Source organism: Dyadobacter sp. CY347, from assembly GCF_021502655.1.
Taxonomy (GTDB): Bacteria; Bacteroidota; Bacteroidia; order Cytophagales; family Spirosomataceae; genus Dyadobacter.
In genome coordinates, this window is record NZ_JAKFFT010000004.1 from 177,709 (window position 1) to 190,718 (window position 13,010).

Below are 13,010 nucleotides of genomic sequence, written 5' to 3' on the forward strand. Positions count from 1 at the left end.
AGTTAAAGAAAGGAGTTTATAATGGTCAGCCTATTATCGATCACTTGGTTGTGTTGCAAGTCCTCGGAATAAAGGATGGTACAATTGGCTTCCAGCGCTGACGCAACAATAATGCTGTCGAACATTTGGAAGTCGTATTGTTTAAGTAGAGATAATGCTTTTGTCATTGTCTTAGCATTTAGAGGGGTGATTTCACAAAATGCCAATAATCTGATGCATTTCTCCAAAACTTCCAGCTTAGGTAATTTATGTAGACGTTTGGTGACGTTCAGATATTCGGATATCACCTGTGAACTTATCGCCGGATTAACTGCTAATAACGATTTGCTAATGTGCCTTTTCTTTTCATCAGAGACATCATATAGATATATCAAAATGTTAGTATCTAATGCAACCTTAGCCATCGTAGTTGTTTGCTTCGTCACGATCAAATTTGAAATTGCTCAGATCAACAAGGCAATCTTTAAAGACTTCACGAATCTGATTGACTTTTTGTTCTCTCGCCATAATCTCAACATCGGCATTTTGAGAAGCGTTGTCAATTTCAAAAGCAATAACCTCAACCTGCTTTCCGATCATTTCGTCGGGCAGATTTAGGGTGTAGGAATTGCCGGTTGGCACTATGATTTCTCTGATCAGTTCCATAGCTAATTGCATTTATGTATTACCAAAGTTAAGTAAAAAAGCACAATCATCAGCCACTATTTCCAGTCAATCCGCCATGATCAAGAACTATCTGAAAATTGCCATCCGTAATTTGACCAGGAATAAGATTTTCTCCTTTATCAATATCGCGGGCTTGTCGCTGGGACTTACTTGTTGCATGCTGATTGTGCTTTATACGAAAGATGAAGTCAATTTTGACCGGTTCCAGGAGCATAAGGATCGGCTTTTTCGGACTAATCTGGCAATGGAGCTGAAAATCGGTGATAATTTTGAAAAACTGGTTGTATCCGGCGTAGCCAAAAAAAGCCCGCAGAATTCTTCGGTTCAATTTGGAGCTGTGATCCCATTTGAGTTGCAGGTTGCAAGATGCTGGACGTACAAGGAATGCAGCACTATTAGCAATCACCGTAGCCATGCTGACAGTAGGATACCAAAGCCTGAAAACGGCCATGCTGGATCCGGCTAAATCGTTGCGGAGTGAATGATATCTTGATTTTATTTTTCCGGATTGCAGGGTAAGTAAATCCAACCAGTCCATTACCGAACAAAAGTGTCCGAAACCGGACACTTTTGTTGTTTTTATTTATATGTAAATCTCTGATATTGAGGTTGATGTGTCTTGTATTTCCGCTTTGGTATAATTATTCAATAGACCCGAATATCTATTTAGCTATGAAAAATAAAATATCCTCTTCTTCACCTGCTGATATTGGTGCGTTTGCGGGTATCAACGTTAATTAAGGAAAGTTAGCCATGATTAAAAATTATTTAAAAATTGCCTGGCGGAATGTGCTTAAAAGTAAGCTCTTTTCCGCCATTAACGTGTTTGGGCTATCCGTTGGGATGAATTGCTGCATGTTGCTGCTGCTGTACATTCAAAGCGAGGTTTCGTTTGACAAACATCACGAACACATTGACGACCTTTATCTGCTTCGCAGCGAGAATGTGCAGTCCAGTGGTGAGAAAATGGATAACCCGCGCGGCCCGGCACCATATGCACAGGCTATGAAAATGGAGTTTCCGGAAGTGGTGCAGGTAACCAGGCTCTGGCAAAATTTTCTGGAAGACAAGTCGCTCTTTACTGTAAACCAGGCAGGCCAAGGAGAGAGGTCATTTTACGAAATCAAGGGAATTCATGCGGATTCAACGTTTTTTGATGTTTTTACTTATGAATTCGTTGAAGGCGATCCGCAAACGTCGTTGAATGATGCGCACGCTGTTGTGCTTTCGGAGGCAGTTGCACGAAAGATTTTTGGAAGCGGGCCGGCGCTGGACAAGACGGTCCGAATCGGTGGTAAAACAGGGAATAACGAAAATTTCAGGGTAACTGGCGTTTTTAAAAGTCAGGGAGAGAAGTCGCACATTGATGCCAACTATTTTGTCTCGCTGCGTGCAGGATGGGTGGGCGATTACCTGCGGCAGCCAGATCTGAATTTTACGAGTAACAACATGTTTTACCATTATCTGCGTCTGAAACCAGGCACGAGCGCAGAAAAATTTAGTCAGAAACTTCCTTCATTCATTGATAAATATGCCCGTAAAGATTTAAAAATTGCTGGTTTTGATAAAAAGCTTGCATTGCTTCCGGTGAAGGACATTCACCTTTTCAGCAAGATAGATAAAATTGTAACGAGCACCACCAGCACGACTTACCTGTATGTGCTTGCTTCAATAGCCATATTTACATTACTGATCGCCTGCATTAACTTCATGAACCTCGCAACTGCCCGCTCGGCAAAGCGCGCCGCAGAAGTGGGGATGAGAAAAGTGATGGGTGCAGGGAAAAGTGGCCTGATCGGTCAGTTTCTGGCTGAATCCATGGTGCTCGCATTTCTGGCACTGATCATTGCGTGTGTTTTTGTGGTTTTGTTCCTTCCTGTTTTCAACCAGCTTGCTGATAAAGCGTTGTCTTTGTCGGAATTGTTCAGGCCCGAAATCATTGCTTCATTTGTGGTTTTGGCATTCATTACAGGCTTGCTTGCAGGCAGTTATCCTGCGTTTTATCTGTCTGTATTTAATCCGCTGGATGTTGTTAAAGGGAAATTTGTCAATTCCGCATCTGCTACTGCGTTGCGGAGAGGGTTAGTTGTTTTCCAGTTTGTGATCTCGATTGGCCTGGTTGTGGCGACGATGGTTATTCAGGGACAGATCAAGTTTATGCAGGAGCAACCATTGGGTTTTACCAAAGAACAGCAGATTGTCATTCCATTCAGAAGTGAGGAATCCCGCAAAGCGTATACTGCCCTCCGTAACGAAATGCTTGAAAATAATCAGATCACGGCTGCGTCGGGAACAAGCTATTATCCGGGCATTCTGAATCCGAGTGATATGTCCGTTTTTCTTCCCGGACAAAGTGTGAATGAAGATGGATTGGTGAAAACAAATTGGGTTTCGCCGGATTTCATGGAAACAATGGGCTTCAAAGTGGCGGCCGGGAGAATGTTCTCAGCATCGTTTCCAGGTGATACGAACTCTAAAATAGTGGTTAACGAAGCAACATTAAGGAAGTTTGCGATCCCGCTGGAAAAGGCGGTGGGACAACATCTGGACTTTAATATGGATGGAAATCAAATTGGTTCGCTGGAAATTGTAGGTGTGGTTAAAGATTTTCATTATCAGGATCTGCACAAGGCCATTGAACCATATGCCTTTTTTCTGAGCGCAAATGCGGATCACAATTACATCATTGCCCACGTCAATACAAAAGATGTAAGCCGTGTCCTGCCTTTCATGGAAACCAAATGGAAATCCCTGCTGCCGGGTGAACCATTTTCATATACATTTCTTGACCAGGATTTTCAGAGCAATTATGCCGCTGATGCACGTACGGCGCGAATTGTGAATTCCTTTACCATCATTTCTATTCTTATTTCCTGCTTGGGATTGTTCGGTCTGGCAGCTTTTGCGGCGCAGCAGCGGATTAAGGAAATTGGTGTGAGGAAGGTTCTGGGCGCTTCTATTGGCAGCATTGTGGGGTTACTTTCAGGGGATTTTATCAAACTGGTGATCATATCCATGCTGATTGCAACACCGCTAACCTGGTACATTATGAATCAATGGTTGCAGGATTTTGCCTATAAAATCAGCATTCAATGGTGGATGTTTATAGCGGCAGGCGCATTGGCAGTGGTGATTGCCATGATCACGGTGAGCACTCAGGCGATCAAAGCGGCGATGACCAATCCGGTGAAATCTTTGAAAAGCGAATAAAATAACGATTAGCTGACATTCCCATGTTCAAAAATTATCTTAAAATCGCGATGCGTAACCTTTGGAAAAGCAAGGGTTACGCTTTTATTAATATCGTTGGCCTGTCTGTTGCATTCTGCATGAGCGCTTTTCTGTTTTTGACGGCGTACTTTCAGCTGTCGTTTGATAACTTTCATAAAGATAAAGAGCGCATTTATCAGACTTATTTCATTTCCAATGATCCGGAAAAGGAACAAGCGTCCAGCTCAATGCCATTTCCGCTTACACCTGCACTAAAAGCAGAATTTCCTGAAATAGAAAGCATAACCAGATTAGTGAATGGAAGTGATGTGTTGGAATACAAGGGGAAATATTTCGATAAACAGGTGATGTTCGCCGATCCTGATTTTTTGAAAACTTTTACTTTTCCGCTTGTTAAAGGCAATACGGAAAGTGCTCTACGGGATCTGAGCAGCATCGTTATCAGCGAAAACATGGCAAAGGCCATCTTTGGAAAGGAGGATCCGATGGGCAAGTCGTTGCAGGTAGGGCTGGATTCCGATCGCAAGGAATATGTGGTTACAGGCGTTTTGAAAGATTTTCCTGAAAATTCGACGATCAAATACGATGCATTTGTGCGGACTGAGAACGACCGGGGATATCGGCAATCGAAGGAGCAATGGGATGCACATTCGCACCGGGTTTATTTAAAGTTAACACCTAATGCGGATCAGGCAGCATTTGAAAAGCGTCTAAAACCATTTACTGCCAAATATTTCGCAGATAACATTACCTCGTTGAAAAGACAGGGCGCAAAGCCGGACGAAAAAGGAGATATTTTTGCGATTAGAATTCAAAATCTGGAAAAGCTCCGTTTCGATTCGCGAGTGTCCGGCGGAGGTGCGGCGCCGATTGCGCTGGTGTATGCGCTGATGGGCATCGGGCTTTTCATTCTGCTGATCGCTTGCATTAATTTTATTAATTTGAATGTTGCAAGGTCATTTATTCGCGCGAGGGAAGTTGGTGTCCGCAAATCGCTTGGAGCATTAAAAAATCAGCTGTTTTTCCAGATTTGGGGAGAAGCGGCCGTCATTTGTTTTTTGGGCTTTTTAACTGGCATTGTACTCGCTGTCTTGTTGTTACCCAGCTTTAATGCAACTTTCCAAAGCAAGCTTAGCCTGGATTATATGCTGGAACCAGACAAAATTGCGCTGCTACTGGGGTTATTTATCCTGGTAACATTGATTGCTGGCGGTTATCCGGCGTGGCAAATGTCCAAGTTCAATGCAGTAGAAGTGTTAAAAGGCAAAGTGACATTGAAAAAGCCGGGTGTGCTTCGGAATTCGCTTATTATTGCCCAGTTTACATTGTCTAGCCTGCTGATTTGCAGCACTATTATTGCTGTTCAGCAGGTGAATCATTTGAGGACACAACCTCTGGGATTTGAAAAGGAGCAGGTGATCAGCATCCCGGTTGGCAACAAGATCAATGGGAATAAAGTCCTGCGCAGGCTGCGAAACGAGCTCGAAGGAGATCCGAATGTGCTTGCCATCAGCGGAAGCGCGGTTAACCTTGGTGTTGGTATGGACAGAAGCACGTCCAGAAGCGTAATTGGGTTTACTTATAAAGAAAAGGATATTACTGCCGACTGGTTGTCAATTGATTATGATTATCTGAAAGCTTTGAATATTAAACTGCTGGCCGGTCGGGAATTCAACCCGGGTTTCCCGAGTGACACGCTCGACAGGGTAATTATTACGGAAAGTATGGCTAAGATGATCCAGGAAAAGGACGCGGTCGGCAAATATTTTCAAACTGATACAGCGGGTGTCAAATATCGGATCATCGGGGTGGTTCCTGATTTCAATCTATACTCTTCCAAAAATGAGAAAAAGCCTATCACGATGCATTTGGGCGGTTCAGGCTCAGTGAATTATGTTTTTATAAGGGTTACACCGCAGAGCCTCCGCATTGCCATGGACAAGCTGAAAAGTGTTTGGAAAGAAGTCGCACCCGAAACGGAATTTACCGGAACATTTGTGGACGAGAATATCAATTCCTGGTATAGAGAAGAAGGACATTTGTCCAAAATTTTCAGCCTGGCATCTGCAATAGCGATCATCCTTTCATGCCTGGGCCTGTTCGCAGTTGCATTAATCGTGATGGAGCAACGCACCAAAGAGATTGGTATCCGCAAAGTCCTTGGAGCCAGCATTGGCAGTCTGGTTTTTGTGTTATCCAAAGATTTCGTAAAACTGGTCCTGATTGCCATTGTCATTGCCACACCACTAGCCTGGTTCTTCATGCAAAAGTGGCTCGACAATTACGCCTACCGCATCGAAATTAATCCACTAATCTTCGTTTTAGTAGGCCTGGCAGCCATCATGGTCGCCGTAGCAACAGTAGGTTTCCAAAGCATCAAAGCCGCACTGATGAACCCGGTAAAATCGCTGAAAAGCGAGTGAATTGTAGGTTATAAGAGTTCCTTATAGGAATTTGATTCGGTCAAAGTTATCTTTGTATCAGATGCCTAAGTAAGTTTTTTTTATGAATGATGTAGCTAGTAAAACCGGGATTATGGTAAAGCGTCCAGCTAAGATGGACGCTACGGAGCTCCGTGAATGGAAGAAAAAATCTTATGAAAGAGCCCGTGAATATCTTTTTTCGATAGGGCAGCCATTGGTTTACTACAAAAAAGATGGCACACCAGTGGCTGAATATCCTGACGGAAGGATTGAAAACCTTTAATGAATATATACTTTATTGCTGGCCCTCCCGGAATTGGCAAGAGTACATACGGCCGGGAGCTTGTGCCAAAGCATATCCCAATTGTTGACCACGATCTGGCAGCTTATCAGTACAAAAAGAGAGGCTTTGCAGATTATTCTCAGGTTGCTTCTATCAGAGCAAACCAATTCATTGAAGAAAGATTAGGTGCACACGCAGATTTTGAGCTGGAACTGAATCTCGGCTATCAGTCTCACTATGATTATCTCAAAACCCTGTCCTTGCCTAGACATAAGAACCGGGCGATTCATTTGATCTTGTTTTTTACCGATCATGTCGATTTATGCAAGATCCGGGCAAAAGCGAGGTTCGAGAATGGCGGGCATTTGGTAAGCTATGATATCATTGATGAAATGTATGAAAATACAATTCCGCTCCTTAGACAAAATATCAATCTATTTGCCTCAATATCGTTTGTTTCAGTGACCGGGGCGGAGGTTGAGGAGGTAAGCAAAGAAAATATGCCGCTTTGGGTGTTGAATAATGATTTGGCAAAGTATTTACGTGCATAACCGTGCTATGTATGAATTTTTAAGCTGTTCATAGCCGTACAAAAGTGTTCGAAAGCGAACGTTAGTATTGCGATTTATTGAGGTAAAAGTCTGATTGTCAATAAACAAAAATCCTGGTATAAGAATTAGTGCTCTTCATTTGAATTCTCCAATAAATGCAACTGAACAGCCATGATCAAGAACTATCTCATCACCTCTTTTAGGAATTTACGGCGTAACTGGAATTATACTTTGATTAACATTACCGGGCTTACGCTGGGATTGGCTTGTTGCTTGCTGATCTTTTTTACGGTCCGCTATGAGCTTAGTTTTGATCGGCAGCATAAACATGTTGATCGCGTTTACCGTATCCTGAAACATACAAAAGGGGAGGTGGATAAGGGTTACAATACAGGAATGCCGCTTCCGGCTTTGGCTGCCTTGCGGAATGATTTTCCGGAAATAAAGAATCAGGTTTCCTGCACCTATGCATTGCGCGGCGCGCTGGTTACGATCGGCGAAGGGCCAAACCGAAAAAAACATGTTGAACAAAATAATGCGGTTTCATTTATTGATCCCGAATATTTCAAACTCTTCGACTACAAGTGGATAAAAGGTTCTGCCGCCACTTCGCTGAACAATCCGGGCGCTGTGGTGCTTTCCGAGAGCCAGGCCAAAAAGTATTTTGGAAATGCTGATCCGATGGGAAAAACAATCCGGGTTGAAAACCATAAAAATTTCATTGTTACCGGCATCATCCAGGATCCGCCTGCGACGACAAACTTCCCGTTTACAACCATGCTCTCGTTTGCCTCGCTGAAAGATTACGGCTCGTTTACGAATTGGGACGACTGGCAGAGCACTTACGGCGGCGGACAAATGTATATGATGCTGCTGGAAAATGTAAGTGAAGAAAAAATGGAAGAGGAATTGGTTTCTTTTGTCAAAAAATACAGAGAGCCGAAGGAAGCGGCGGTGGAAGAGTTCATTTTGCAACCCGTCAGCGACATTCATTTTGATACAAAAACTTCCAATTATACAGGCCGGACGATCAGCAAAGGGATGATCTGGGCAATGGTTTTGGTAGGGCTGTTTATTTTAATTACTGCTTGCGTAAACTTCGTGAATCTTGCAACGGCACAGGCACTCCGGCGCGCCAGGGAAGTAGGTGTCAGAAAAGTACTGGGCAGCACGCGGGGGCAGTTATTAAGACAATATTTTTCTGAAACGGCTGTCATTACCATTCTATCAGTTATTCTCGCATTGATTGTGGCGCAAGTTGTGCTCCCAAGTGTTGCCAACATTCTGAACATTAAGGCAGAGGGCGTCGTTTTTGTAACGGACGCTTCGGTTATGGCTTTCCTGGCTGTACTGACAATCGTTACGACCATTCTTGCTGGTTTTTATCCCGCAATGGTGGTGTCGGGTTATCAGCCAATTCTAGCATTAAAAGGAAAAATGCGGACTAGTGGAAGCGGGCAGGCAAATTTACGTTCCGGGTTGATCGTGCTGCAGTTTACGATTTCTCAGATTGTGCTTATCGGGACATTGATCGCTTCCAGCCAGATGAAATATTTCCGCACGCTGGACCTTGGTTTTCAGAAAGATGAGATCATTAGTATGCAGATCCCAAATCAGGATCCGGGTGTTTTGGAAGGTTTATATGCCAAATTGGTGAACGAGCCGGGCATTAAATCCATGAGTTTTAGTGCATTTACACCCATGTCGAGGAGCAATTGGCAAACGGGCTTCAAGTATGAAAATGATGCTGAGTTTCTTGATTACGAGATTGTGATGCGCCCTGCGGATACGGCTTATGTAAGAACTTATGGTTTGAAGCTGGTGGCCGGTCGCATGTATTTGCCCGCAGATACTATGCGGGAATATGTTGTTAATGAGGCGTTTGTAAAAAAGTTAGGTTTCAAAAACCCGGCCGACGCAATCGGGAAGCGGCTTACCATTGGTGGATCGGAGTATAAGCTGCCGATCGTGGGCGTGGTTAAAAATTTCAATACATATAGCCTGCACCGTGAAATTATCCCATGCGTACTTACCACCGAGCGCGGCAATTATGGCACATTAGGCATTAAGCTGGCTGCAAATGCGGATAGTAAGCAAATTGAGAGGATCGAAAAGGCATGGTCTGCAACATTCCCCGATTATTTATTCAGCTACACATTCCTGGATCAGACGCTCAACAGCTTTTACGAAAAGGAGTCTAAACTATTTGATTTGTTTAAAATATTGACTGGAATCGCCATTTTCATTGGCTGCCTTGGACTGTATGGCGTTGTTGCTTTTATGGCCGAATCGCGTACCAAGGAAATGGGCATTCGCAAAGCGATAGGGGCGTCGGCGTTTAATATTTTCAGTTTGTTTTCGGTCGATTTCATTAAACTGGTCGTGATCGCGTTGGTGATTGCGTCTCCTATTGCGTGGTATGTTATGAAGGGCTGGTTGGAAGATTTTACTTATCAGGTAGAAATCAGTGCCTGGTTATATGTGGTTGCAGGCATTGGAGCAGTCATTATTGCGCTGGTTACAATAAGTTTTCAGAGCATTAAAGCAGCTTTTGTGAATCCAGTTACATCTTTAAGAAGCGAGTAACAATTCACCCCAAAACTGCACAGCCATGATCCAGAATTATTTCAAAATCGCATTCCGAAATCTCCTAAAAAACAAGATCTATTCTTTCATTAACATTGCCGGACTGGCCGTAGGAATCGCGGTTGCCATGCTGATCGGACTTTGGGTGTGGGACGAGCTTTCTTTTAATAAATATCACAAAAACTACGACCGGCTCACGCAGGCGTACATTAGCCAGACTTTCAATGGTCAAACCGGCAGCGGAAGGGCGGTGTCGCTTCCGGCTGTGGCAGAAATGGCCAATAAATACTCGGCCGATTTTAAAAACACTTCCATGGCATCATGGAATTTCGGGCATTTGCTGGCCAATGGTGATAAAAAAATCAACAAGCCAGGCATGTGGGCGCAACCCGCCCTTCCCGAAATGCTTTCTTTGAAAATGCTGAAAGGTGATTTGAAAACAGCATTGAAAGAGTCCGGCTCGGTCGTCATCTCCGAATCGGTTGCCAAGGCACTTTTTGGTAATGAAGATCCTTTGAATAAAACCCTCAAACTGGACATTAAGAAAGATGTAAAAGTGACGGGCGTTTATGAAGACATTCCATTCAATTCCGAGTTCAATGAGCTGAATCTGCTCCTGACCTGGAATGATTATCTGCTGGCCGAGAATTGGGTAAAAGAAGCGCAAACGCAATGGGGTAACCATTCTTTCCAGTTTTACGCGCAGGTTGCCGACCATGCTGATATAGAAAAAGTATCATTAAAAATTCGGGATGTTGAATTGCCGCATGCTTTTTCAAAAACGGACAAGCCGCAATATTTTCTGCATCCGATGAGCCGCTGGCATTTGTATTCCGATTTTAAGAATGGCAAAAATGTGGGCGGAGGCATTCAGTTTGTCTGGCTATTCAGCATTATCGGGGTTTTCGTTTTGCTGCTGGCTTGCATCAATTTCATGAACCTCAGCACCGCCCGTTCTGAAAAGCGCGCCAAAGAGGTTGGTATCAGGAAATCGATCGGATCACTGCGCAGTCAGCTGATATTTCAATTCCTTAGCGAATCGTTTTTGGTTGTCTCCTTCGCGTTGATTCTTGCTATAATCATTGTTTTGGTTTCGCTTCCTGCTTTCAATAATCTGTCGGGCAAGCACGTGAGCTTTCCTTGGCAGTATATTCAATTCTGGTTAATGCTGGTTGTCTTCTCATTGTTTACAGGCTTAATATCAGGAAGTTACCCGGCATTTTATTTGTCATCATTTAATCCGCTTTCTGTGTTGAAAGGAACATTTAAAGTGGGTAAATGGTCGGCTGTGCCGCGTAAAGTGATGGTTGTCATGCAGTTTACGGTTTCGATCACCTTGATTATCGGAACGATCATTGTTTTCCAGCAAATCCAGCATGCCAAAAACCGGCCCGTGGGCTATGACAGGCAAGGGCTTTTACAAATCAACATTTCCCCGAATCTTTTTGGTAAATATTATCCGCTGCGTGACGATTTGCTCAAATCGGGCGTGGTGTATGAAATGAGCGAATCGTCCAGTCCGACAACCGGCATTTATTCCAATCAGATCGGTTTTGAATGGGACGGAATGGAAGCAGGTTCTCTTCCTTTGTTCGGGACAATTGCCTGTACGCACGATTTTGGTAAAACAATTGGTTGGAAAATTGTCGAAGGACGTGACTTTTCAAGGGAATTCTCGACCGACACGGCAGCATTTGTTTTGAATGAATCGGCTGTAAAACTGACGGGTATAAAGGACATTATCGGTAAAACGATCCGCTTCAACGGAAAACCCAGACAAGTTGTTGGTGTTGTCAAAGACATGGTCATGCAATCTCCATATGAGCCCGCCGTTCCGACAGTTTTCTTGATGGACTATGAATGGGCTAACCTGATCAATGTTAAGCTATTGCCTGGCACTCCTGTGGAAAAGTCACTAAAAAAAGTTGAAGCGATTTTCAGGAAACACGATCCTGATTCTCCGTTTGAATTCAAGTTTGCGGATGAGGAATATGAAGCTAAATTCCGGGCTGAGGAGCGGATTGGTAAGTTGGCCCGGGTTTTCGCGGTGCTAGCAGTGTTTATATCCTGCCTTGGGTTATTCGGACTTGCCGCTTACACGGCTGAACAAAGAACGAAGGAAATCGGTATCAGGAAGGCCCTGGGCGCCAGTGTCGCGCAAATGTGGGCTATGCTCTCAAAAGAATTTGTCTATCTCGTCATCGTCTCTTGCGCGATCGCATCGCCCATCGCACTCTATTTCCTGAGCGACTGGCTGAATAAATACGAATATCACATTGAATTAAGCTGGGTAGTCTTCGCCATCTCAGCCATCACCGCCATCCTGATCACATTAATGACCGTCAGCTTCCAGGCGATTAAGGCAGCACTAATGAACCCAGTGAAGTCGCTTAGGAGTGAGTAGTGCTCTATCTATCCCTCTCTCGCTCACTCGGTCTCCCTCCCCCTCCCCGGGTTGAAACCCGGGGTTAAAAATATACGTGCCTGACGGCACTTGTCAGGACGAGTGCCGTCAGGCACGAAAGATTTCCTGGCGCCGGGTTTCAACCCGGCTTCTGTATATATAAAGCATTTCATCGGTGCGGATTGGCAGATGATCTGGTAATTGTTACAGTTTGCAGATTGCTTTTCTAGTGCGTTAAACGTTTGTCCGAAAAGGGCCTCTAACCTACATAAAACAAACAATTTAATTATTAGAAACCATGAGAAAGACCATCTTAGCAATCGCAACCATAGTAACATTAACCATTGGAAATGCCTTCGCGCAACGTTACCGCCATGAGGTTCCAGCTGTTAACAACTCACGCAGCGACAATGCTTTTGAAGAATACCAGATCAACAAGCTAGACCAAATTGTAAAGCTGACGCGGAAACAGGAAAATAAGATCAAAAAGATCGAAAACCACTACGACCAATTAATGTCTAACAGAAGATATGGCAGTTTCCAGAATACAAAAAAGTTGGAAAAAGCAAAACAAAATGACATTCTGGAAGTGCTGACACCGGTTCAACGTCAACGTTTGTTTGCTTACCAAAACAACTACAATAACGGACGTTACAATCGCAGAGGATAATTAAGGGAATTTCAATTGCATTTTATCAGACTTGCTAGGTCCTCGGGGCTTGGCAAGTCTTTTTATTTTATAAGAAAGCTGATAGCATAAAGATTTAAAATAATTTAGCATAGTACCTTGCATCGCAAAGTACCTTTCAATACATTTGTTGCGTTACTGCTGGGGTGCATAATTGTTCGTGTCGCAGGTAATATTC

10 protein-coding genes are annotated in these 13,010 nt (G+C 43.7%); 8 read left to right on the plus strand and 2 right to left on the minus strand.

The window, feature by feature from the left end:
- Positions 1-2 precede the first annotated feature (2 nt).
- Both L0659_RS08930 and L0659_RS08935 read right to left on the minus strand, forming a co-directional pair.
- Positions 3-404, minus strand: a complete 402-nt coding sequence (locus L0659_RS08930; RefSeq protein ID WP_235125516.1) for a PIN domain-containing protein — start codon at positions 402-404, stop codon at positions 3-5.
- On the minus strand, positions 397-645 hold the full coding sequence (locus L0659_RS08935) for a hypothetical protein (protein ID WP_235125518.1): 249 nt from the start codon (positions 643-645) through the stop codon (positions 397-399). Before L0659_RS08935 ends, L0659_RS08930 begins: the two co-directional genes overlap by 8 nt.
- Before the next feature lie 76 nt (positions 646-721).
- Here L0659_RS08935 and L0659_RS08940 point away from each other — a divergent pair, with 76 nt between their 5' ends.
- From L0659_RS08940 to L0659_RS08975, 8 genes are all read left to right on the plus strand, one after another.
- Positions 722-1,132: an ABC transporter permease gene (locus tag L0659_RS08940; RefSeq protein WP_235125519.1), complete on the plus strand. Its 411-nt coding sequence runs from the start codon at positions 722-724 to the stop codon at positions 1,130-1,132.
- Positions 1,133-1,419: 287 nt separating this feature from the next.
- The gene (locus tag L0659_RS08945; RefSeq protein ID WP_235125520.1) at positions 1,420-3,876 is read left to right on the plus strand and encodes an ABC transporter permease; all 2,457 of its coding nucleotides are present in this window, start codon (positions 1,420-1,422) and stop codon (positions 3,874-3,876) included.
- Positions 3,877-3,899: 23 nt separating this feature from the next.
- Positions 3,900-6,320 carry an ABC transporter permease gene (locus L0659_RS08950; RefSeq protein ID WP_235125521.1) on the plus strand — a complete coding sequence of 807 codons (2,421 nt, stop codon included), beginning with the start codon at positions 3,900-3,902 and terminating at the stop codon, positions 6,318-6,320.
- Between the two features lie 112 nt (positions 6,321-6,432).
- Positions 6,433-6,603: a hypothetical protein gene (locus tag L0659_RS08955; protein WP_235125522.1), complete on the plus strand. Its 171-nt coding sequence runs from the start codon at positions 6,433-6,435 to the stop codon at positions 6,601-6,603.
- Positions 6,603-7,154, plus strand: a complete 552-nt coding sequence (locus tag L0659_RS08960; RefSeq protein WP_235125523.1) for a hypothetical protein — start codon at positions 6,603-6,605, stop codon at positions 7,152-7,154. Before L0659_RS08955 ends, L0659_RS08960 begins: the two co-directional genes overlap by 1 nt.
- A 171-nt stretch (positions 7,155-7,325) precedes the next feature.
- Positions 7,326-9,740 (plus strand): ABC transporter permease, encoded by a 2,415-nt coding sequence (locus tag L0659_RS08965; protein WP_235125524.1) that lies wholly within the window; start codon positions 7,326-7,328, stop codon positions 9,738-9,740.
- Between the two features lie 25 nt (positions 9,741-9,765).
- Positions 9,766-12,144 carry an ABC transporter permease gene (locus L0659_RS08970; RefSeq protein ID WP_235125526.1) on the plus strand — a complete coding sequence of 793 codons (2,379 nt, stop codon included), beginning with the start codon at positions 9,766-9,768 and terminating at the stop codon, positions 12,142-12,144.
- A 298-nt stretch (positions 12,145-12,442) separates the two neighbouring features.
- A complete protein-coding gene (locus L0659_RS08975; RefSeq protein WP_235125528.1) occupies positions 12,443-12,814 on the plus strand; it encodes a hypothetical protein in 372 nt (123 codons plus the stop codon).
- Positions 12,815-13,010: the final 196 nt, after the last annotated feature.